Origin of the sequence: Hanamia caeni, assembly GCF_003721595.1 — a bacterium.
GTDB classification, from domain to species: Bacteria; Bacteroidota; Bacteroidia; order Chitinophagales; family Chitinophagaceae; genus Ginsengibacter; species Ginsengibacter caeni.
On record NZ_RJJR01000014.1, the window covers coordinates 31,430 to 54,370 of the forward strand.

Below are 22,941 nucleotides of genomic sequence, written 5' to 3' on the forward strand. Positions count from 1 at the left end.
CCAATAAATATTGAAGAATTTTATTTTTGGAATAACCGCAGCATGGGCGTTAATAATTTTTGTGGTAACCATGTTGCTCGTTGATTTACCAATATGGTTTATAGGTATTTATCCCGAACCAAAAAGAACTGAATATTTCCGGCAAATATCAAAAGTGTGGATGCAGGTATTTTTTTTTCTTTCCGGATGCCGGTTAAAGGTATTTGGTAAAGAAAATTTTAAGCCCGGCGAAGTATATATCGTTACTTGTAATCATAATTCACTATTGGACATACCGGTTTCAACGCCATTTATTCCGGGAACCAACAAAACGATTGCGAAGGCCGAAATGGCCAAAATTCCGCTCTTCGGTCTTATCTATAAACGCGGCTCTGTTTTGGTAGACAGAAGTGATAAAAAGAGCAGGCAGGATAGTTTTAGAAAAATGAAACGGGTGCTTGAAATGCGAATGCACATGTGTATTTATCCTGAAGGCACGCGAAATAAAACGAATTTGCCCTTAAAAGAATTTCATGATGGCGCCTTTAAACTTGCCAGGGAAACAGGAATATCTATAATTCCGGCTATTATTCTTAACACAAAAAAAATATTGCCCGCGGGAAAAGCCTTTTATTTCAGCCCGGGAAAAATTGAAATTCACTTTTTACCGACTATTGTGCCGGGCGATTATGAAGATTTTCTGTTATTAAAGAAAAAAACCCACCGGGTAATGAATGATTGGCTGGTGGCAAATGGCAAATCGTAAGGTTGGAAAGTGTTTATTCAATCATTTTATTCCTCATTCCATACATAATCAGGCCACCGATTGTCTTCGCGCCCACCTTGTTTTTCATATTTTGCCGTATGGTTTCTATTGTCCTTGGGCTTAGGAAAATAAGCTTTGAAATTTCGTCGGTGGTTTTATCTTCTCCTAACAACTGAAGAATTTTTAACTCTTTTTCATTAAAATTTACCGGAAGCTCGCGGCCGTATTGAGTTTTTACGTTTCTTTTCTGCATCAGTTTCCCCATTACCGCCTTATTCACCAATTGGTTAAAATAAAATTCTTCGTTCATGCAGGTAATGATAGCCTCATAAATTTCATCCGGATCGGTTGTCTTCGTCAGATAAGCGTTCGCTCCCATTTCCATCATTTTACTTATCATTTGCTGGTCGTCATACATGGAAACGACGATAATTTTAAGATTATCATATTCTTTACGGAGCATCTCAATCGCATTAATTCCATCAATTTCAGGCATCCTGATATCCATCAATATTAGATCGGGCTTTTTAATGGTCATCTTGTGCATCAAATCTTTCCCGTCTTCCGCTTCCCAAAGTAATTTAAGATTTTCCCTGGGTGTAAGCGCCATTTTAATCCCGTCTCTGAAAATTTTATGATCGTCTGCAATAGCAAATTTAATAATGGTAGATAGCGACATTGAATTTAAATCTTAGGGATATATTGTAAATATAGTGACAATAACGAATATTTAAAAAAGTATATTACTGCTTGCTAATCTGATTATTAAAAATATTGTTGCATAAATTGTATCGTAAAATTTCGATCTTATTCGCTGGTAATGTTTCCTTCCTGACTTATCGTTTTTTTACTATTTACCAGTATTTTTTCAAGGAAAAAAAAGCGAAAATGTGCTCTGTTTAATTCTTACTCACTATATTATCTTTGCCGGGAATTCGTCAAAAAGTGTAAGTAATTTTCGCGCCTGCAGCAGATAATTTAAATCAAAAGCAGGTTCAAATCCAATTCTTGATTTTACACAGTGTCGTTGGCGAATGAACCTACACTACAAATCAAAATCCAGGCAACTTTTGCCTGGCCATCTCCCAAAATGCAAAAAATAAAGATAATTACCTGAGTAAAAATCTATTTTCTGAATAGTAAATTTACGGTAAATGTATCGTGATACTACGCATTTTTTCCACGTTATTTTACGTTTGATTTTCGCTGAAACCCTTAATGGTACAACGTTTTAGCGAAAATACATTAATTGTGTCATAAAATAAGCGGTTGCACATAATTTTTATTTGTCTGAAGTTAGCACTCTGAATTACTCAGATAAACCATATTAAAAAACAACAAAAACTTACAGTTATGAACACAATCACAACCGCAACAGAAACAAAAAATCTTGCTCAAGTAGGAGAAGAAATCGGATTAGCAGAAGGAATCCAACTGGTAAATGACTTCAGAGAAGCTAACCCTGAAGCTACACCAGGCTATTACATTGGCCGTAACATTTTGGACCAGATATTAAGCCAGCCAGGATGTGTAGGAATCAGATTCCGCAAATGCCTTTCAAACAATGAAGAGCATTTAGTTTACACAGGCGTTGACGCTGATAGCAAAGATATCCTTAGCTTTTCAGTAGTTACAAATACCGGCGATATTGAAAAATATGATGGCATTGTAGCTGACAGGATTATCATTGACTGGGATCTTCTGGATGGTAAAAAATAATTGATCTATTTTCAAACCTGAACAATAGATTTTAATTTATGTAGTTATATTTGAAAGAAAATATAACTGCCATTCTGAAATATCTATTATTATATACAGGAATTTTTTCAACCACACTACCCTTGGTGTTCTATTTGTTGTATAAAAGAAGCAGCAAAGAGAAGTCACTGAGGGTAATTTTATTTTATATCTTATACTGCATATTCAACGAAGGTTTAGGTTTTTACCTTCAAAGCATTCACAGTGAAACGTTTTTAATATTACTTTATTCTTTCACTATTCTTGAATTTTCCTTTTTCTGCCTCTTCATATTTGTAATAATTCCTGAGAGTTTTGTCAAACGAATAATTCGATATTTGTGGCTTTGTTTTATAATATTCTATTTTATTGACTTAGTTTTTATCAATAAAGGCAAAGGCTTTGATTCAGTTGCCATGGGCATTGAATGTATCTTGGTTTTGTTTTTGTGCAGTTCTTATTTGTTTCTTATTCTTCGAAAATCAAATAATTTATTTATTTATTCAACATTTGAATTCTGGATTGTAATCACATTTCTTATTTATTTTTCGGGTACTTTTTTCCTTTATATTTTGGCTGAAAGTATGCGAGATAACCTGGCCTTCAGAGGCCAGTACTTTATTATTAATATCTCCTTCAATCTTCTAAAAAATGTTTTACTTAGTATTGCTTTGACTATGAAGTTAAGCGATACAGTAAACCAACAAAAAAACACTATTCCTGATTTGGATGATGATCTTTTCATTTCAGAAAATGTTAACTTTCCGAACTAATGTCTTTTTTGCAATCCACTTTAGGCGTTTCGAGTGTGCTCATCCTGGGAACTCTCGGCATGTTTTTTATGGCCATTACGTTGGTCTCAATAGTGGTTTTTCACCAAAGAAGGGTTATCCGGTTTAATAAACAAATTCAAAAAATGGAGGAGGAGAGGCAGCAAATGTTATTGCGCGCTTCAATACAATTCCAGGAGGAAGAGCGGCAACGAATTGCGGCTGATTTGCACGATGACGCCGGCCCGCTTTTAGCAACCGCCCGTCTTTATCTCAATGAAAATATGATTCACCAGGAGCCGGCAGTTCAACTGCAGGCTATCTTTAGCGCCAAACAAATTATTGACGACAGTATCCAGCTAATCAGGAATATCTCTCACAGCCTTATGCCGCCAACCTTAAAGAATTTTGGGCTGGAGGCAGCAATAAAAGACCAGTTTGAAAAAATAAACGCCTCGGGTTCTATTAATGCCAGCGCGAGGTTTCATGATAACAGGCAGAGATTAACCGATGAGCAGGAATTATTAGTTTTCAGAGTTGTACAGGAGTTGGTAACTAATATTCTTAAACACAGCAGCGCCGGTTTCATTCATCTCACGCAAAATGCCCAGGGGAATTCGGTGTTTTTCAGATTGCATCACGATGGGAGGGGTATATTGCAACATGATTTTGAAAAAATGGAACATGGATCCACAGGGCTTGGATTAAAAAACATCCAAAGCAGAATAAGAGTTTTAAAAGGAAAAATTACTTTTGAGATTGATAATACTCATACTTACTATAAAGTGACTATAGAAGTTCCGAGGTTACCTTATAAATAAAATTATTGTATTTTATCTTTTTTTCTATTATCTTTTCCCTCTAAGCTGTTAAATATGACCCCCGAATCTATAAAAGTAGCTATAGCGGATGATCACCAAATCTTCAGGAAAGGGGTAATTCTTTCCTTAAGATCTTACCACAACTTCAATTTTATCCTGGAAGCTGAGAACGGCGAAGAACTGATAAAAGGTATTGAAAAGGAACAGCCTGATATTGTTTTGATGGATTTGAAAATGCCGGTTAAAGATGGAATTGAAACGACAAAATATCTTAATAAACATTTTCCCCGCGTAAGAATCCTTATACTTACCATGTTTGAAGATGAAAGGTTTGTTGGGCATCTGATGGAAAGCGGGGCAAACGGTTATTTGCTTAAAAGTACAGAACCAGCAGAAATTAAACAGGCAATTATGGATGTGATGACCACGGGATTTTACCTCAATAATTTTGTGAACCGTGTTTTGATTAAAAAAAATTACGCAAAGCAAAAGTTTAATCCTAACCTGAACAGTGAAATTGTGGTGAGCGACCGGGAAAAAGAGGTGCTTTCTTTGGTTTGTATGGAATATACCGCCCAGGAGATTGCACAAAAAATGACCTTGAGCCCCAGAACGGTGGAAGCAATTAAAGACAGGCTAATGGAACGGTTTGGCGTAAAAAATTCTGTAGGTCTTGTATTTTTTGCAATGAAGAACTCCCTGATAGATTAGCTTCCGCAAAACTTAAAAATGCATGTCGGGGATTTCGCCTTCCACTATTAAGTTCCCTTCTGTTTTACTTCTTATTTCTTCTACAGATACGCCGCTGGCTTTTTCCAAAAGGCGAAAACCTCCGCCGGTAACTTCTATCACAGCGAGATTAGTTACAATTTTTTTTACGCAATTAATCCCTGTCAGCGGCAGGCGGCACCTTTTTAATAATTTCGACTCGCCTTTTGAGTTGGTGTGCATCATCGCAACAATAATATTTTTTGCACTTGCTACCAGGTCCATTGCACCACCCATTCCTTTTACCAGTTTTCCGGGGATTTTCCAGCTTGCAATATCGCCGTTTTCACTTACTTCCATTGCACCTAAAACAGTTAAATGCACCTTGCCAGCCCGAATCATTCCAAAACTCATGGCGCTGTCAAAAAAGGAAGAGCCCGGCAAAGTGGTGATAGTTTGCTTGCCGGCATTTATTAGGTCGGCATCTTCTTCGCCTTCGAATGGAAATGGCCCCATGCCAAGCAAACCATTCTCCGATTGAAGGGTAACATTGATTCCCTCAGGGATAAAATTGGCAACAAGCGTGGGAATGCCTATTCCGAGATTTACATAATACCCATCCCTTAATTCCCTGGCGATTCTTTGAGCAATTTGATTTTTATCTAACATGGTTAATGTGCTAATGCGATAATATGCTAATTAACGAATTGGGATTCAACAGCCAATTAGCTAATCAGCTAATTGGCGAACTGTTCTTTGTTCTATTCTTTTTTCATAAAAGCTTCCTTTAAAAATGCGATGAACATAAATTCCGGGTGTATGAATTTGATTTGGGTCTAATTCTCCGGCTTCCACAAGTTCTTCTACTTCCGCGATGGTTATTTTGCCGGCCATTGCCATAAGCGGATTAAAATTTCTGGCGGTTTCTTTATAAATAAGATTTCCTGCTGTATCGCCTTTCCAGGCTTTTACCAGTGCAAAGTCTGGCTCAAATGCATATTCCAGCAAATATTCTTTTCCATTAAATACCCGGGATTCTTTTCCTTCTGCTACTTCAGTGCCTACTCCGGCCGGCGTAAAAATAGCAGGCATCCCATAGCCGGTGGCCAAACAGCGGGTGGCAAGGGTCCCTTGTGGAATTAAATCTACCTCCAGTTCACCATGCAACAGTTGCCTTTCAAATTCAGCGTTTTCGCCAATATAGGATGCTATCATTTTTTTTAGCTGCTTTTTTTTCAAAAGCAATCCTATTCCAAAATCATCTATGCCGGCATTGTTGGAAATGCAGGTTAAATTGGTAATTCCCTTTTTAACCAGCGCGCTGATACAATTTTCAGGAATGCCGCAAACGCCAAAACCTCCCAGCATGAGCGTACTTCCATCGCTGATATCAGCAATAGCTTCATCAGCATTTTTATATACTTTTTTCATCCCGAAGCTTTTATTTTGAATTCTACTTTATAAATGTTCTTTTTCAGACACAACCAGATTGCCGTTGCCTATTTTATTTTCAGCGATTTATTTTCAAGGGGATGGCCAGCCTGCTTTTCCTTTTGCAATAAATTCAATTCTTTTGCTCTTTGTTTTTGTGCATAAAGGCTATCAAATATAAGCTTTAATGTTTCCGGGTGTTTCACATACCATTTATAACTTTGAACAAAACGCACAGAATCCGTTTTATGAATTTCAAAAACTTTTTGGGAAAAAATCTTTGTTTCAGCAGCTAAGTTCAATGTGCTGTCTTTTGCAGCAATTTCCTGGGCAAGCGATTGGGCTCTCATCACATCCCACAAAATGCTTTTCATTTTTTCAGGCTTAATAATATTCTTCGGTATTCTATCAGAAGACCGGCATGAAAAGAAGCAAATTGCAGTAAACAAATAAATGATAGCTTTTCTCATTTTAGCTGTTCTTCATATTGACTTGCAGAGCTGATATCCAGCTTTTTCAATAAATCCAATGCTTTTGCTTTGTCGGTAGGATTAGCTTTTGAAAATACCTGGACCAGTTCCTGTGTTTTTGCCTGCATAAAAAACTGAAGAATCATGGTATTTGAATTTTGAACATTGAAGGTATTCAGCATATTCAATACGTTCAAAATATTACCCCTTGCGGTGGCTTCCTGCTCATAAAGCTTATCCATACCCAGCCTGTAGTAATCATAAATAGCATCGTGGATAATCGTATACTTGCTATTCAATAAATTTTCTGTTAACCAATACCGGTTCCGCGTTCCGTCAAAAGGTTTCCATCCTGAAATATTTCTTCCTTCAGGAGCATTGTTCACAATATTTTGCGCCTTCTGAAAAAAAGCATTTCCTCCTCTTAAGGAAAAGGAATCATAATCAAATCCGAGGATGATATTAATCCAATAAGCAAATACGGCGGTAAGATTGGACACCAGCGGATCTGTACCCGAAACCCTTGTATCATTAAATTCCAGTTGCTGAAAATCAATGTATTTAAAAGTTACATCGTTGTCCTGGTAATTAATCACCGGCGACACATAGGAAGTATTAAAAACCGGCCTGCCACACTGAATGGTTAATGAACCTTTATATACATTTGACTCGCCTGTAGATTCAAGATTCAAAAGAAAGCTGCAATCAATTTTTTCATTGGTTTTAAAAACATCGTTACTCCACTTTCTTGTATTTACGAAATCATTGAGCGCGGTTTGCAGATTGGTAAATGTTTGTTTATCCACAGTGTTATTTACACGGTTGCTTATTACACTGACTCTGGCACGCAACTCCTGCGCCTGGCTTAGCTTTGCGAAAAATAATAAGAAAAAAAACAGGAAATATTTATTCATTTTTATATTGAATAATGATGTTTACAATATCTTCAGCAACTTCTTTTTTCGATTTGACAGAAAACCTGTGTTCCTTATTACTTTTATCTAAAATCGTAACCTGGTTAGTGTCAAGCCCGAATCCCGCACCTTCGTCATTCATTGAATTAAGGATAATAAGATCGGCATTTTTTTGCCTTAATTTTTTTAACGCATTTTCTTTCTCATTATTGGTTTCAAGTGCAAAACCCACCAATACCTGGTTAGCGCTTTTTCTTTTTCCGGCTTCAAAAAGAATATCTTTGGTTTTGACTAGTTCCAGTGAAAAGGCATCTGATTCTTTTTTGATTTTTTTATCACTTATTGTTTTTGGAGTATAATCAGCCACTGCAGCAGCCATAATGATTACATCATAGGATTCAAAATCCTTCATACATTCCCGGTACATATCTTCTGCAGATATTACATTCTTAATTTTTACGTTAGCAGATGGCTTTACGTTTGAAGGCCCGAGCACAAGTCGAACGTCGGCGCCTCTTTGCGCCAGCTCATTGGCAATGGCGATGCCCATTTTACCGCTTGAAGCATTGCTAATGAACCGGACTGGATCCAAGGCTTCGTGAGTAGGCCCGGCAGTTACTAATGCTTTTTTCCCATTAAAATCTTTTTTTGAAATAAAAAAATCTTCGATAAAATTGATTAACTGTTCCGGCTCCGGCATTCTGCCTTCGCCCGAAAGTCCGCTGGCAAGTTCTCCTTTATATACCGGCAAAACATGTACGCCATCATCTTTTAATTTTTGAATATTTCTCCGGGTAGAAGGATGGTGCCACATATCTTCATCCATTGCGGGGGCAAGCACCACCGGAGCTTTTGAACTGAGAAATACTGCCTGCAAAAGATTATCACAAATTCCATTTGCCATTTTTGAAATCGTGTTGCATGAGGCAGGCGCAATTATAATAATATCTGCCCAACGGCCGAGCATTACGTGGTTGTTCCAATTATCTTCATCAAAAAGATTCAGTAAAACTTTATTTTTAGAAAGCGTGCTGAAGGTGAGGGGCGAAACAAAATCCTGCGCACTTTCAGTCATGATGACTTTTACTTCTGCGCCAGCCTTTACCAGTAAACGAACAAATATCACAGATTTATATGCTGCTATACTTCCGGTAATTCCTACCAATATCTTTTTTCCTTTGAGCACAGGCAAGTTTTATTTGGAAAGATACTATTAATTAAAAATGGTGGAAATATCCACCATTAAAATTATCATTTCTTATTAAAATAAAGTGTAAAAACGATTAGTCAAAGAGATTATCCTCGTTTCTGCGATAATAAATTTTGTCTTCCATAAATTCTGCAGTAGCAAGCAATGCCGGGTTTGGCATTCTTTCATACGCGCGTGAAATCTCTATTTGTTCTTTGTTTTCATGAATTTCTTCAAGACTGTCTGTATGGCTTGCAAATTCTTCCAGCTTGTTATGAAGCTCTTCTTTTATCGCAATATTTATCTGGTTTGCCCTTTTTGCAATGATAGTAATAGACTCGTATAAATTCCCGGTCTTATTTTTTATGTCAATTAGATTTTGAGTTTCTACCACATTAGCGGTATTACTATTCTGTTGACGCCTTAGTTTGCTCATTTTTTATGGTTTTAATATTATTTTGACTTAAATTTTTATATTCTTCAGCTTCCTTCAGAAGTGAACTTTGGGGATAACGATCCGCAAAATCAAAATATTCTGAAGTAACTTTTGCATATCTTTCTTCCTGTTTATCTGCAACGCTTAGTTTGGCAAATTCATAGAAAGATTTTACTGCCATAAGCATGTAGCTGTCGCCCTTAGATGACTCAGGATAAGCGTTTATCAAATTGGAAAAGGCAATCCCCGCTGCCTGGTACATCTGAAGATTGAAATACAATTTTGCAGCCAGGTAATCTTTTTCTTCCAGCTTGGCCCTGCACTGCTCTATAATCTTATTAGCGTCTGCTACTCTTTCAGAATTCGGATAAGTATTGATAAATCCCTGCATCATGCCAATTGCCTTGTGCGTATTGGTTTGATCCAATTGCACATTTGGGGATTGTTTATAAAACGTTAGCGCATGCATATAGGCAATTTCCTGTGCCCGGCTGCTATTGGGGAAAACGCCAAGAAATCCCTGGAAAAGATTTTCAGCGTCAGCATAATTTTTTTGATAATAAGCGCAATATGCATATTTGTAGTATAAGTCCTCAAACTTATCGGAGCCTTTAAACACGGGAAATAATTCTTCGTACAATTGCTGTGCAAACCTGTATTTTTTATTAGTAAAATACTCGTCTGCTTTCTTTAGTTTATACTCATAATCAGTGCTTTTAAGGACCTTTGTAAACTGGTTGCTACAACCGGTAAGCATCATAAAGGGTATAATCAATAAAACCAGGATTGTCTTCAACTTCATAAAGAGCCGCAAAATTAAGTGAATTTAGACAAATATGTATTTTAAATTAATGCAGGCAAAATCAACGTAGTTAATGTTTTCATAAGGAATTAAAAATAAACCCTCGCGAAATTCGGGAGGGTTTATATAGAATTTATAATTTGGAGTTAATCTGCTTTTATATCAACTGTATTTGCGTCTCCGCCACCAGTTTCACAATTTTGTGTAATCCGATCTGCACTGATTCCTTCTTTTTCTGTAAAGTAAGCTTTGATCGCTTCCAGCCTTTTATTGCAAACTGCCTGGGAAGCCTTTGTAGCAGAAGGGTATCCGCTTAACGTAATATTGCAGTTAGGATTGTTTTTCAATTGAGAAGCTACGTTTGAGAGCATCGATTGTGCATCGCCTGACAAGATAGTGCTTCTGCCTTTGAAAGAAATACTTGGAAGATTACCCAGATTGCACATAGTTGCCTGTGCAGCCAGCGTTTTACAACATTCGGGTTCAGGACATTTTCCTACGCCGTCTGCATCCACAGGCTGGCATTCAGTTGGTGTTATCAATTGTTTGTCTTTGCAATCAGGAACACCATCGCCGTCTGTATCTTTTGAAACGCCGTGGGTGTCAACAGGACATCCTTCCGGTGTATTTGGCTCTTTGTCCAGATCGTCCACTACACCATCGCCATCAGTATCAATATACTCAGTTTTCCAGTGTTTCATATGTTTTGGAACGCTGATTTCGCTATAAGCATAGTCAAGTGGATTTACCCACCAAAGCGGTTCAACTGCCTTACTTCCGACATTAAAGTTTAATCCAACAGAAAAATAATTATAACTGTCAAAATCCCTTGTTTGAGCCGGATCAAGCAGAGGGTGCTCCTGCCATTGCTGTCCATCCAACAGGTCATCCTTGGTAAAGGTGAACCTGTCTTCAATTGCAAGGTTCACTCTTTTGCTCAATTTAAACGCCACGCCTGCAAGGCCGGTACCAGTTGGACGTAACGGATGTCCGCCAAGGGTGGGTTTGGTTTTATTTTCATTCTGGGCCGGGGTATATGGAACATCTTTCAGCAAGTCTTTTAATGCATCCCTGGTTTTCTTGCGGTCGCCATACTGGTCGGTTACAGCCTGTACACTATTAAAATTATCGGGCACCTGTACTTTTGCATTGTAAACAGTTGCTCCAAAGCCAACGCCTGCGTACAAAACCATACCTGATTTCTGTTTGTGGAATCTTACATTATTTAAAGTAAATATTCCCTGCAAAGACAAATCGCTGACGGTGGTTTTATAATTATAATATACTTTGTCAAGATCGGCAACGCTAAAGCCGGACCAAACTTCGTTATTTGAATAACCGTAAGAAGGCTTCCAATTGAGGCCACGGGCCACGCCATATACATATTGTGCTCTTAAGGAAAAAACATATCCAAGCGCTTTGCGGATATGAACTGAAAAACCGCCGGTAGGGAGTTTGGAACTTACATCGCCGCTGATAGCGAATAATCCACCTGAAACGCCGATTTCAGTCTGGCTCCTTGGCTTGGCAGGAAAGTCATTTGAATAATTCATAAATGCATCCTGTTGCTTTTTTGCTTTGCTTGATATTACGCTGGAATCATAAATATCATAGCGGCCAGAATCCTGGGCAAATAAATTAAAGGATAAAAGGGAGAATATCCCGATAAACAGCAGAGTAATTTTCTTTGGCATAGTTTATAGTTGTGGTTTCGAACAAAACGTTAATAATGGGTGCAAAAGTATCGAACGGGTATGAAAAGTTCAAACTTTTTATTTTTTTTTATTATTTAATATTTTAATTCTTAATAGAATTGAGTACTTACGAGGCCAAATATTTAAGAGCGCTGCCTTTTAATTTCATCTTATCGCTTGGTTACTAAGCTTTTTAAATTCTAAATGCTTTAAAAATGATTTATTTCCCAATCTGTATTAAATTGCCTTTTTCCAAAAGACATCATGCAGTTTTCTAAAAATCTTATTGCCACCGAATTAGCCACTTTTGAAGACAAGTTTGCTGATTCCGTAAAGAGCCAGGCCCCTTTGCTGGATAGGATCATGAAGTATATTATCAAAAGAAAGGGCAAACAATTAAGACCGATGTTTGTTTTTTTGAGCGCTAAACTTCATGGTGAGGTGAATGAATCTACCTATCGTGCGGCAGCGCTGGTGGAGCTATTGCATACAGCTACGCTGGTGCATGATGATGTAGTGGATGAATCCCTGGAACGTAGAGGATTTCTTTCCATTAATGCACTATGGAAAAATAAAATTGCGGTGTTGGTAGGCGACTATCTTCTTTCAAAGGGATTATTGCTATCTACAGGCGCCGGAGATTTTAAACATCTTGATATTCTTTCTCATGCAGTAAAGCAAATGAGTGAAGGAGAATTGTTGCAAATAGAAAAAGCCCGGAATCTCAATTTAAATGAAGAGATATATTTTGAAATCATCCGCAGCAAAACCGCTTCATTACTATCTTCCGCTTGTGCTGTAGGTGCGTGGAGCACGAGTAAAGATGAAGCGCTGACGGCGCGCATGAAACTTTTTGGAGAAAAAACGGGGGTTGCTTTTCAAATTAAAGATGACCTTTTTGATTATGGTAATGACGACGTGGGCAAGCCAACGGGAAATGATTTGAAGGAAAAGAAATTGACCTTACCTTTAATATTTACTTTAAACAATATCCCCAAAAGTGAAAAACAAAAGATTATTTATATTATAAAAAATCAAAACAAGGAGCCTGATAAAATAAAGTATGTTTTGCAAAAAGTAACAGATGCGGGGGGAATTAGTTATGCAAATAAAAAGATGATTCAATACAGGGATGAGGCGTTGGAAATACTTTCACAATATCCTGATGGTGATATTCGCAGGGGGCTTGAAGAATTAGTGAGGTATACTACTGATAGGAAATATTAAGAAATAAACATACATTCACTTCTGGATTTGCGGGGGATGTAGTAAACGAATAAATACTCCTGTTTTTATTTTAATTCAAAACTGCTGCGCCATTTTTCCAAGCTGGCTGCACCCGCTGAAAAATTTATAAATGGAAAAGAGATGGAAAATATTGAAGGCCGATGAATCTAAAGTGTTGTCGTTAAAAAGTTCTTTAGGCATCAGTTTGCCATTATGCAATATATTGGTGCAAAGGGAAATTGACAGCTTCCAAAAAGCCAAAGATTATTTCAGGCCCCAGCTTTGTCAATTACACGACCCTTTTTTGATGAAGGATATGGAAAAAGCCGTGCAGCGGATATTGCTTGCAATTGATAACAATGAAAAAATCCTGGTGTTTGGAGATTATGATGTAGATGGAACTACATCTGTCGCAATCATGTACCGGTTTCTAAAAAAAATTTATAATGAGGAGAAGATTGCATTTTATATTCCGCACCGGTATAAGGAAGGATATGGCGTGAGTAAACAGGGAATTGATTTTGCAAAAGAAAATAATTTTGACTTAATCATTTCCCTTGATTGCGGAATCAAATCGGTGGATTTAATACAGTATGCATGCGCATTGGGAATTGATTTTATTGTTTGTGATCATCATCTTCCCGACGAGCAATTGCCTCCCGCCATAGCTATCTTAAATCCTAAACAAAAAGATTGTAATTATCCTTACAAGGAACTCTGCGGTTGCGGAGTAGGATTTAAATTAATAACTGCTCTTTGTCAACGGTTAGGGCTACACGAAAATGAATATCTCTGCTATCTTGATTTAGTGGTTTCCGCCATCGGCGCGGATATCGTTCCGATTACAGGTGAAAACCGTATTCTCGCTTATTATGGTTTGCAACATTTAAATACATCACCGTGCGCAGGCATAAAAGCATTGATTGAGCTAAGCCAGCTTAAAAGCAAAATTTCTATCACCAATGTGGTTTTTATCATTGCGCCGCGGGTAAATGCTGCAGGAAGAATGGATGATGCCTCCAAAGCGGTAAGGATGTTTATTGAAGATGATGAGCTAAAGGCAAAAGAGTTTGCAGAAATGCTTCACAGCGATAACAGCGACCGGAAAGATGCAGATTCAAGTATTACGGAAGAGGCGCTGGCCATGATAGAAAACAATCCTGAAATGATATCGCGGAAAACCACGGTCCTTTTTCAACCGCACTGGCATAAAGGTGTGGTTGGCATTGTTGCCAGCAGGCTTATAGAAACTTATTTCCGGCCAACAGTTATCTTAACCCTTGGTGAAAATATTGCAGGGGGCAGCGCCCGCAGCGTTCCGGGATTCAACTTATATGAGGCCATTCATGCCTGCCGTGAGCACCTCATAGGCTATGGAGGCCATTTTGCGGCAGCCGGAATGTCAATGTATCCTGAAAATATTGAAGCGTTCAGCCAAAAATTTGAGGAAGTTGTTTCAGCAAATATTGATCCTTTGCTTCTTATTCCTGAACTCATTATTAACACGGAAATTACTTTTAAAAATATCACTTCCGGTTTTTATAATATTGTACAGCAGATGGAGCCGTATGGCCCGGGAAATTTACGCCCGGTATTTATAGCGAGGAACGTGATGAGCACTCCGTGGACTAAAATTGTTAAGGAAAAGCACATCCGCTTTGTGGTAAAAAATGAAAATATTACCATGACCGGAATTGGCTTTAACCTTGCTGATAAATTTGATTTGCTTCAATTAAATAAACCGCTGGATCTCGTTTTTACAATAGATGAAAACGAATGGAACAATACAGTCAACTTTCAATTAAAAGTAATCGATTTCAGGCTTTCTGATTCTCTGAATTAATGTCTGGTAGAAATGAAGATGCTCTATTATTTTAAATATTTTTATTTCATTTCTAAAAACTGGAATCCCTGGCTGGGCGCATTTACCGTATATCACGAAATAAGTGGAGAAAAAAAATATGCAATTGATACAATCAAAATCAACCGGCTTCACGATGAAAAAATTGACAGCGAAAATCTTTCACATGCATCCATTTACCAGGCCAGTAATTATTATTTGATTGAAAAAGCATTTGAATATCTTAAACAAGAAAACGTAAATCATGCGCTTGTTGATTTTGGCTGTGGAAGGGGAAGAATATTGGTGGTAGCGGCCCACTATGGCTTCAAAGCAATAACCGGCATCGATTTTTCCACGATGCTGTGCATCGAAGCCGAAGCTAATGTTGAAAAGATATCAACATTATTCCCAGGAATTCAGTTCGAAGTGATATGCGCTGATGCAGCTTCGTATCAAATTCGCAATTACCAGAATTGTTTCTTCTTTTTCAATCCTTTTGATGAGGTTGTATTATTAAAAGTGGTCAAAAATATTCTTGATTCAATAAAAAAGTTTCCGAGAAAAATATATGTGATTTATCTCAATCCTGTTCATAAAGAAGTTTTTTTAAGTGCCGGGTTTGAAGAGGAATATTTTTTCAAAAAAATGGAATACCTGGAGTTTTGTATTTTGTCAAAAAGCGATTGGCAGAATGAGTAAAGCAACAAAAAATGCAGATTCTTAAATTGCTTTTACAACCTATCTTTCTATATGATTTTTGCATGCTGTAAATACTCAAAGATATAATCGGCATGCTTTAAATTAATCCAGTGGTTTTTGGTCTCATTAAATTGTTCATAAGTGAGGTGACTTATGTCTTCTGGCGAAAAATTAAGCATGTTTTCAGGCTTCCTTTTTGTGATAATTCCTAACCCATGATCGCAATCCAAAACGAACACATTAAGGTCCTTTCTGAGAGATCTAAGATGGACAATTGTTTTCCAGGTATCTCCGTTCCATGTACCGTTCATTCCTTTTGTCTGCCATTCCCGGAAACTTATTGTTGCTTCTTCTTTTAACGGGTTACAATCGTGCATGATAATTATACCATCCTCATCAAGATATTTTAGAGTGTTTTCAACATCGCGCAACGCAAAATCTTGTTCATGCATTCCATCTATTAATGCTACGTCTATTTTTTTTGATTTAAATAAAATGGCTGCATTTTCGCTAAAAAATTGATCGCTGGTTTTTAGGAAATACTTATTATAGAAATTATATGGATTGGAAAGTGTTTTAATTAATTTTCTAAAAAAACTAAATTGGAATTCGGGGTCCACTGCAACTTTGAATGTACTTTTTATTTTGAAAAACACGTGACCGCTAAAAACTCCTATTTCTAGGTAATGTTTTGATTTCTTCCGGCCTAATAAGAATTTAATAAGTTTAATTCTATCCATGCGAATATTTAAATTTACGGTTAAGGTTATTGCAAAAGATAAACGCACCTGTCAATAAACAAGCCTAATTTTTGCACTAATGAATCTTTTATAGTTCAAATTTTCTTTCTTTATTCTTCACAAAAAGGAGCAAATAATCTGATTTAACCTGCGCAATTCAAGACGATTTCGATAGTAGGAAAGGTGTTTGCCAGGTATTTTTTTAAATCTTGTTTTTCCACCCAAAGTATTTCAGAAATATCTTCTTCGGTTTGTGGAATTAAATTTTCATTCCCGTCTGCATGCATTAAAAACCAGTGCGTTTCTTTTAAATTATGCTTGCCGAATAAATTGTACGTATGATAGGTTATGGTGAGTGGTTTTATGAGTGAAAGATGATGCAAGCCTGTTTCTTCTTCAACTTCTCTTAATGCGCATTCTTCAATCGATTCGCCTTCATCAAGTTTGCCCTTTGGTAAATCCCATTTTCCGCGTCGGAACATAAGTAACATATTTCCTGAATTATTTTTTACCAGTCCGCCTCCGGCCTTGATTAACTCAAAATGTTTAAAGAAATCGCGCTTCAGCTTTTGAAAATCTTTATCAAAAATTATCCCTGCATGAAATTGCGACTTTTTTATTTCATGAAGAAGCGAATTGATGGCGGCGGTTGATAATTCATCGATAAATACCGCGTCGGGATGGCGGCGGTATTCATTAATTTCCGGAGTGATTTCATCACATAAAAACACAGGTTTGTTGTCAAAGTAAATTGTAATGTAGCTCATAGGGGTTTGTTATCTTCGCGCCATGACTGATAAAAAAGCGATTGCTGAAAAATTGCTACAAGTTAAGGCAATTAAGTTAAGCATTGATAATCCGTTTACCTGGGCCAGCGGCTGGAAAAGCCCAATTTATTGTGATAACCGGAAAATTCTTTCTTTTCCTTTTGTAAGAGAATTTATTAAATCTGAAATGTGTAATACGATTTTTCAAACTTTTGACCAGGCTGATATGATTGCCGGTGTGGCCACAGCAGGAATTCCCTGGGGCGCAATGGCCGCCGATCAGTTAAAGCTTCCTTTTATTTATGTAAGGCCCAAGCCCAAGAGCCATGGCCTCGGAAACCAGATAGAGGGATATTATGAACCCGGGAAAAAAGTAGTGGTGGTTGAAGACTTAATATCTACCGGCAAAAGCAGTTTGCAGGTAGTGGATGTTTTAAAATCTGCTGAATTGCAGGTAGAAGGCATGGTATCCATATTTAATTACGGATTTGACGAAGCAAAAAAAGCATTTGATGAATCAGGAGTCCGCCTCAAATCCCTGACCGATTATCCGTCGCTGATTGAACTTGCTATAAGCCAAAACTCAATATCTGAAGATGATCATCAGCAATTATTGCAATGGAGAAAAGACCCTTCGAATTGGCGAGCATCATAGTGATAAGTTGAGATAACGCCTTAAAAAATGAGACTCATAGCTGCTATTTGGACATCTTTTTCCTTTAAGTTACCTTAGTAGCTACCCGGCAAGTGTTTCTAATTCCTTTAAAATTGCAAATTCCCGGGCATAATTCTTCATGCAAGTCTAAATATTTATGAATAATTGGTGGCAACAGGTCTTTTTTCACAATACCATACAAGCCTGGTTAATTGCAATTGGGATAGTGCTTGTAGGATTTTCCGTACTCAAGCTTATAAAAAAAACAGTAATTTCAACGTTAAAAAAATGGGCAGGCAAAACAGCCACCACATTTGACGACTTAATTGTTGCGGGCGTTGAAAAATCTATTTTCCCGATTCTTTATATTTCCCTCCTGTATGCCGGTATCAGTTATTTGTCACTTTCTGAAAAGTGGGAACATCGTATTTCGGTTGCGCTTTGGATAGTCGTCATGTTTTTCGTATTGAGAATAATTACCGCGTGCCTCCGATATTTTATTCTTTCAGCCCTTAAAGACAAAGAAAATAGTGAAGTGAGGCAAAAACAAGCTGGCGGCCTGATTATAATATTTAATTTTTGTATTTACATCGTCGGATTCATTTTTGTTTTAGACAATCTTGGATACAATATGGCCACCCTTCTTACCGGCCTTGGGATAGGTGGCATTGCTATAGCGCTGGCGGCTCAGGCGATTTTAGGTGATCTATTCAGCTATTTTGCTATTTATTTTGATAAACCATTTGAGGTAGGCGATTTTGTGCAAGTAGATGATAAAGCTGGCGTGATTGAATACATAGGAATAAAGACCACGAGAGTGAGGAATCCAGCCGGAGAGCAAATTGTTTTTTCCAACCAGGATCTTACGAAGTCGCGGCTTCACAATTTCGGGCGAATGGAGAAAAGGAGAGTGGTTTTCAATTTCGGCGTTATCTACGATACACCTATAGACAAGATAAAATTGATTCCCGATACGGTTAAAGAAATTATTAACCAACAGGAAAATGTCAACTTTGACAGGGGCCACTTTACCGGGTTCAACCATTCCAGTATGAATTTTGAGTTTGTATATTATGTTCTTACCCCGGATTTCAATTTTTATATGTCAACCCACCAAGGCATCTATTTGGCAATCCTCCAGTCTTTCGAAAAGATGGATGTGAAGTTTGCATACCCTACACAAACTCTTTTTCTGAAGCACACAACTGAACCTGAGCATGAGAAACTCAAAAAAAGCCAGGATATTTTATCCCATTAGGCTATACTGCTTAATAAAACAGTGAAATATTGAAATTCAATTGAATTCTACCTGCAATCGTTTTTAGCTAAAACAAGGAAAATGTTTCCTTCGATTCATAATTCACGGGGAAATACATAAACACATTTGCCTTCCCGATTTTTACTTTACCGGAAACCTTCAATGTTACTTCTTTTCCCAATAAGGTATTCAAAGCGTTTTGATAAAGGCTTTGCATATTCACGTCAAACATTACCGGTAAGCTGAAAGTATCTCTTTTAGGTATTGGAATAAGCGTATCAGTAGAACTATGACCAAACAATTTTCCATTGATAAAAATGTCCAAATCCGTATTCCTAAGTTGCATTCTAAAATTATTTGGATTGAAATATACCAGGTCTATTTTGATCGTAGAATTACTATACCCCAGCTTTTCTACTGAAAAATTATGATATTCCCGATACTCAAGGGCCTTAGGAGAGGAGCATGACATAAAGACAACCACCGCCGAAAATACCGTTACAAATTTCTTCTTCATTTTTCAATTTTTTTTGTTTTTAATTACAAAGATAGACTTCTTACTACTAACGTTATTAGCATCCCATTAATTATATTATAAAAGTATTTAACTAAAATACTTAGCTATTAGAAATTAAGCTTATAATGCTGGTAAACAACTAAATAAATATAAGATATGCTTATTTAAATAAATCAAAGACCGTCCGATACCGCCTACTATTCCGCTACTATTTGTCCATTTAGAGAGATAGCATAAAATAACTACATTTTTAACACTAATATTCTGATAAACATACTATTGTAAGTAACATTATAAATTTTATTTTATATATGGAACATATTTTATTTCTCTATTATCAGGACGTTGAAGAACCCCCTAAAAATTTACAATTTGATAAAAGAGTGTAGACCCTCGCGATGGATATGGTATGACAATATGTCAATTTGCTTTTTAGATCTATCCATTTTATAAAAATGAATTTTTTTAAACTTATCTAAAATTTTAGGATATTGTTGAAATATGATGTAGAAATATGGCCGTTCAATTAAACAGAATTCTGGAATAATCCCATAAACAGTAGAAAATATTCAAAGTTTGTAAAACAGTAATTTTACGGTATTGCATTTTTCGAAAATGCACTCTATGTTTGCACTGTGTTTATGAGTTTTTAAGCTTTAAAGCTCAGTTTAGAATAAGCTAATCCTGTTTCCCTTGAAAGATCTTCGGATCATTAAGATAGAAATTATAAACCTCGAAACTTTAGGGAATGGATTTAAATTTTACCAAAAGGACAAGCTATTCTTTTTTCTTTCTTAAACAAAAAAGCGGTTTTATTTAACCTGCCAGATGATGCCTAATTATTAAAAAAGATCTATTTGTTTAGAACTATTTAGTGGCATAATTGAGCGAATCCAAATTTTATAAAATTCTAAATTCTAATATTCATTGTAAATATTATAAAAAATCGTACAATGATATCAAGATACTTTTTAATTAGAAATAGTTTTTTATTGATTTTCTTTTTTTTGATTTCTGCTGGAGCACAGGCTCAAAGCAATAATGCCGGAAAAATCCAGATCGATAATTTCCGGGTGAGTGAAATTCAAAATAAAATAAATATTGGCTGGTCAACAAATAGCGGGCAAGCAACTAATTACTTCGAAGTGCAGAAAAGTGTTGATGGAAAAAACTTTAGGACCATTGCATACGTTTTGGGTCCTGACCCAGCCAAACCAGGATGTGAATGTTTTGGTTGTTTTGATAAAAAAGATAGTAAAACGCAAATTTCATACTATCGCTTAAAACATCTGGACTTTAATGGTGGTATTCAATTTAGCGAAATAAAAATGTTTGCATTGAAATAATTATATAAACTCGTTTTCTTTGGGGGTTACAGAACCTGATTGGTTCTTAACAATTGCCGCATTTCTATGCGGCTTTTTTTATTTTAAGGAAGCCGAAATTACAAGCATGGTTAGTAGTTTTGCTTCATTTATTGTTTGGCCTGTCGGTCAACCAATTTATAATTTGTAATAATTTATCTTTATGACAAATATGAGAAGATGAAGAAAGAACTGTTTCGATTTAGCTATATCGTTTATGAATCGATTGAAGAATTAGAAAAGCAAAAAGCAGAATTACTACAGCAAGCCAGAAAGATAACGGAAAATGCCTATGCACCTTACTCAAATTTCAAAGTGGGGGCTTTCGCAAAATTGGTAAATGGAAAAACTGTAAGCGGCACCAACCAGGAAAATGCAGCTTATCCCGCAGGGATTTGTGCTGAACGAACTTTAATGTCCACAGCATCCTCATTGTTTCCAGGCGTGGGGATTGAAACCATTGCCATTTCATATCACAATCTGAATGGAAAGAGTGATCACCCAATTAGCCCCTGTGGAATTTGCCGCCAATCATTTTATGAATTCCAGGAGCGCACTCAGAATTCAATCACAATACTTCTTAGTGGAATGACAGGAAAAGTCTTCGAAATCGAAAATGCGGAGAACCTGCTGCCACTGGTTTTTGGAGCCGGCGATATGAAATGAAAATCCGTGAACGGAAATATAAATCAACCTTAAAAGTTGATTTACTGTTATTTTACAGTAATTAATATATGTTGTTTAATCCAACACTTTCAGGCTTTTGCTGATAATATCCAAACACTCCATTAAATGTTCTTTGGTAATAATCAATGGCGGCGCAAAACGGATGATATCTCCATGGGTTTGTTTGGCTAACAGGCCGTTTTGTTTCAATTCAAGGCATAATTTCCAGGCAGCGTCTCTTTCCGGATGGTCGATAACGATGGCATTTAGCAGTCCTTTTCCACGAATTTTTAAAATATGCTTTGAATTTATCTTTTTCAGTTCTTCGCGAAATATTTCGCCAAGCCGCGATGCATTTTCAGCCATTTTTTCGTCCTTTAAAACCTGTAACGCCGTCATCGCTACTTTTGATGCCAACGGATTTCCACCGTAAGTGCTTCCGTGCTCGCCGGGTTTGATTGTCAGCATAATTTTATCATCCGCCAGTACAGCGCTTACCGGCAGCACGCCGCCGCTTAGCGCCTTTCCAAGTATCAAAATATCAGGTCGTACATTTTCATGGTCGCAACAAAGAAGCTTCCCCGTCCTGCCTAAACCGGTTTGTATTTCATCGGCAATGAACAATACATTGGCATATTCGCAATATTGTTTTGCTTTTGCCAAATATCCTTCATCAGGAACATTTACTCCGGCTTCGCCCTGGATTGGCTCCACTAAAAAGCCTGCCACATTATTATCTTTTAGCGCATCAGCCAGAGCAGGTAAATTATTGTAGGGAATTGTCTCAAAGCCGGATAAATATGGGCCAAAATTATCCCTGGCAACCGGATCATCACTGAAAGAAATAATGCCAAGTGTCCTTCCATGAAAATTACCACTACCTACAAGTATTTTAGCTTTATTCTGTTCTATTTTTTTTACCCTGTAAGCCCAATGCCTGCAAAGTTTTAAAGCTGTTTCTACCGCTTCCGCACCTGTATTCATAGGCAGCACTTTGTCGTAGCCAAAATACTCAGTAATAAATTGGGAAAACAGAGCCAATTGCTCGCTATGAAATGCACGACTTGTCAGCGTCAGTTTTTGCGCTTGTTCAAGCAGGGATTGAATGATAACAGGATGACAGTGGCCCTGGTTTACGGCAGAATAAGCACTTAAAAAATCAAAATATTTTTTGCCCTCCACATCCCACACAAAAACACCTTTGCCTTCTTTTAAAACAACCGGCAAAGGATGATAATTATGCGCACCATATTGATTTTCGAGGTTAATATAATAATCAGTTTGAGACACAGCAGACTGTACAGACATAGAAATTAATTTAAAAAAATGTATTAATGAGAAAGAAAACAGAAAATAGGCGATATGGTCACAGTCTGTGATCGAGAAAATCCAGGTTCATGGAAAGAAAGGATGTTTTATAAGCTTGGAACGCCAATTCTGTATTATTTAACTCAAAGGTAATAAAAACGGCTATAATAATTTTTTTAA

Annotated in this window: 24 protein-coding genes; 11 read left to right on the top strand and 13 right to left on the bottom strand. The window is 36.9% G+C overall.

The features are described 5' to 3' along the window. Positions 1-10 precede the first annotated feature (10 nt). Positions 11-745, top strand: coding sequence for a lysophospholipid acyltransferase family protein (locus tag EFY79_RS15990; RefSeq protein WP_233578036.1), 735 nt, complete (start codon positions 11-13; stop codon positions 743-745). Between the two features lie 13 nt (positions 746-758). On the opposite strand, the gene EFY79_RS15995 is transcribed toward EFY79_RS15990, so the two are convergent. Next, positions 759-1,424 carry a response regulator transcription factor gene (locus EFY79_RS15995; RefSeq protein WP_123121738.1) on the bottom strand — a complete coding sequence of 222 codons (666 nt, stop codon included), beginning with the start codon at positions 1,422-1,424 and terminating at the stop codon, positions 759-761. Between the two features lie 674 nt (positions 1,425-2,098). Between EFY79_RS15995 and EFY79_RS16000 the strand changes: the two genes are divergently transcribed. The 3 genes from EFY79_RS16000 to EFY79_RS16015 all read left to right on the top strand — a co-directional run bounded on the left by EFY79_RS16000 (position 2,099) and on the right by EFY79_RS16015 (position 4,784). After that, on the top strand, positions 2,099-2,464 hold the full coding sequence (locus EFY79_RS16000; protein WP_123121739.1) for a hypothetical protein: 366 nt from the start codon (positions 2,099-2,101) through the stop codon (positions 2,462-2,464). A 790-nt stretch (positions 2,465-3,254) separates the two neighbouring features. Further along, a complete protein-coding gene (locus EFY79_RS16010; RefSeq protein WP_123121741.1) occupies positions 3,255-4,073 on the top strand; it encodes a sensor histidine kinase in 819 nt (272 codons plus the stop codon). A 54-nt stretch (positions 4,074-4,127) separates the two neighbouring features. Beyond that, complete coding sequence (locus tag EFY79_RS16015) at positions 4,128-4,784, top strand: response regulator transcription factor (protein WP_123121742.1); 657 nt, start codon at positions 4,128-4,130, stop codon at positions 4,782-4,784. 12 nt (positions 4,785-4,796) lie between these two features. Here the strand turns inward: EFY79_RS16015 and EFY79_RS16020 are convergent, their stop codons facing one another. The 8 genes from EFY79_RS16020 to EFY79_RS16055 form a co-directional block, all read right to left on the bottom strand. Continuing rightward, positions 4,797-5,450 (bottom strand): CoA transferase subunit B, encoded by a 654-nt coding sequence (locus tag EFY79_RS16020; protein ID WP_123121743.1) that lies wholly within the window; start codon positions 5,448-5,450, stop codon positions 4,797-4,799. A gap of 60 nt (positions 5,451-5,510) precedes the next feature. Further along, positions 5,511-6,212, bottom strand: coding sequence for a CoA transferase subunit A (locus EFY79_RS16025; RefSeq protein WP_123121744.1), 702 nt, complete (start codon positions 6,210-6,212; stop codon positions 5,511-5,513). Between the two features lie 68 nt (positions 6,213-6,280). Then, a complete protein-coding gene (locus tag EFY79_RS16030) occupies positions 6,281-6,682 on the bottom strand; it encodes a DUF4296 domain-containing protein (protein ID WP_123121745.1) in 402 nt (133 codons plus the stop codon). Then, positions 6,679-7,596, bottom strand: a complete 918-nt coding sequence (gene porD / locus EFY79_RS16035) for a type IX secretion system protein PorD (protein ID WP_123121746.1) — start codon at positions 7,594-7,596, stop codon at positions 6,679-6,681. Before porD ends, EFY79_RS16030 begins: the two co-directional genes overlap by 4 nt. After that, the gene (gene coaBC / locus EFY79_RS16040; protein WP_123121881.1) at positions 7,589-8,782 is read right to left on the bottom strand and encodes a bifunctional phosphopantothenoylcysteine decarboxylase/phosphopantothenate--cysteine ligase CoaBC; all 1,194 of its coding nucleotides are present in this window, start codon (positions 8,780-8,782) and stop codon (positions 7,589-7,591) included. The genes porD and coaBC overlap by 8 nt, the downstream gene beginning before the upstream one ends. Positions 8,783-8,879: 97 nt before the next feature. Continuing rightward, positions 8,880-9,221, bottom strand: a complete 342-nt coding sequence (locus tag EFY79_RS16045) for a DNA-directed RNA polymerase subunit omega (RefSeq protein ID WP_123121747.1) — start codon at positions 9,219-9,221, stop codon at positions 8,880-8,882. Then, positions 9,193-10,023 carry an outer membrane protein assembly factor BamD gene (locus tag EFY79_RS16050; protein ID WP_123121748.1) on the bottom strand — a complete coding sequence of 277 codons (831 nt, stop codon included), beginning with the start codon at positions 10,021-10,023 and terminating at the stop codon, positions 9,193-9,195. The genes EFY79_RS16045 and EFY79_RS16050 overlap by 29 nt, the downstream gene beginning before the upstream one ends. A 146-nt stretch (positions 10,024-10,169) precedes the next feature. Then, positions 10,170-11,717, bottom strand: coding sequence for an OmpA family protein (locus EFY79_RS16055; protein WP_123121749.1), 1,548 nt, complete (start codon positions 11,715-11,717; stop codon positions 10,170-10,172). 264 nt (positions 11,718-11,981) lie between these two features. On the opposite strand from EFY79_RS16055, the gene EFY79_RS16060 reads away from it, so the two are divergent. From EFY79_RS16060 to EFY79_RS16070, 3 genes are all read left to right on the top strand, one after another. Beyond that, positions 11,982-12,944: a polyprenyl synthetase family protein gene (locus EFY79_RS16060; RefSeq protein ID WP_123121750.1), complete on the top strand. Its 963-nt coding sequence runs from the start codon at positions 11,982-11,984 to the stop codon at positions 12,942-12,944. Positions 12,945-13,074: 130 nt separating this feature from the next. Beyond that, positions 13,075-14,787, top strand: coding sequence for a single-stranded-DNA-specific exonuclease RecJ (recJ, locus tag EFY79_RS16065; protein ID WP_123121751.1), 1,713 nt, complete (start codon positions 13,075-13,077; stop codon positions 14,785-14,787). A 12-nt stretch (positions 14,788-14,799) separates the two neighbouring features. Beyond that, positions 14,800-15,486: a class I SAM-dependent methyltransferase gene (locus EFY79_RS16070; RefSeq protein WP_123121752.1), complete on the top strand. Its 687-nt coding sequence runs from the start codon at positions 14,800-14,802 to the stop codon at positions 15,484-15,486. Positions 15,487-15,533: 47 nt separating this feature from the next. Here the strand turns inward: EFY79_RS16070 and EFY79_RS16075 are convergent, their stop codons facing one another. Beyond that, on the bottom strand, positions 15,534-16,226 hold the full coding sequence (locus EFY79_RS16075; RefSeq protein WP_123121753.1) for a class I SAM-dependent methyltransferase: 693 nt from the start codon (positions 16,224-16,226) through the stop codon (positions 15,534-15,536). A 143-nt stretch (positions 16,227-16,369) separates the two neighbouring features. Further along, complete coding sequence (locus EFY79_RS16080; protein WP_123121754.1) at positions 16,370-16,993, bottom strand: NUDIX hydrolase; 624 nt, start codon at positions 16,991-16,993, stop codon at positions 16,370-16,372. A gap of 22 nt (positions 16,994-17,015) precedes the next feature. Between EFY79_RS16080 and pyrE the strand changes: the two genes are divergently transcribed. Both pyrE and EFY79_RS16090 read left to right on the top strand, forming a co-directional pair. Then, positions 17,016-17,648 carry an orotate phosphoribosyltransferase gene (gene pyrE, locus EFY79_RS16085; protein ID WP_123121755.1) on the top strand — a complete coding sequence of 211 codons (633 nt, stop codon included), beginning with the start codon at positions 17,016-17,018 and terminating at the stop codon, positions 17,646-17,648. 157 nt (positions 17,649-17,805) lie between these two features. Continuing rightward, positions 17,806-18,906 (top strand): mechanosensitive ion channel family protein, encoded by a 1,101-nt coding sequence (locus EFY79_RS16090; RefSeq protein ID WP_123121756.1) that lies wholly within the window; start codon positions 17,806-17,808, stop codon positions 18,904-18,906. Positions 18,907-18,973: 67 nt separating this feature from the next. Here EFY79_RS16090 and EFY79_RS16095 read toward each other — a convergent pair whose 3' ends face one another. After that, complete coding sequence (locus EFY79_RS16095; RefSeq protein WP_123121757.1) at positions 18,974-19,423, bottom strand: LEA type 2 family protein; 450 nt, start codon at positions 19,421-19,423, stop codon at positions 18,974-18,976. A gap of 953 nt (positions 19,424-20,376) precedes the next feature. On the opposite strand from EFY79_RS16095, the gene EFY79_RS16100 reads away from it, so the two are divergent. Beyond that, complete coding sequence (locus EFY79_RS16100) at positions 20,377-20,769, top strand: hypothetical protein (protein ID WP_148041947.1); 393 nt, start codon at positions 20,377-20,379, stop codon at positions 20,767-20,769. A 198-nt stretch (positions 20,770-20,967) separates the two neighbouring features. Beyond that, positions 20,968-21,453, top strand: coding sequence for a cytidine deaminase (locus tag EFY79_RS16105; protein ID WP_123121759.1), 486 nt, complete (start codon positions 20,968-20,970; stop codon positions 21,451-21,453). 75 nt (positions 21,454-21,528) lie between these two features. Here the strand turns inward: EFY79_RS16105 and rocD are convergent, their stop codons facing one another. Continuing rightward, the gene (gene rocD, locus EFY79_RS16110) at positions 21,529-22,761 is read right to left on the bottom strand and encodes an ornithine--oxo-acid transaminase (protein ID WP_123121760.1); all 1,233 of its coding nucleotides are present in this window, start codon (positions 22,759-22,761) and stop codon (positions 21,529-21,531) included. Positions 22,762-22,941: the final 180 nt, after the last annotated feature.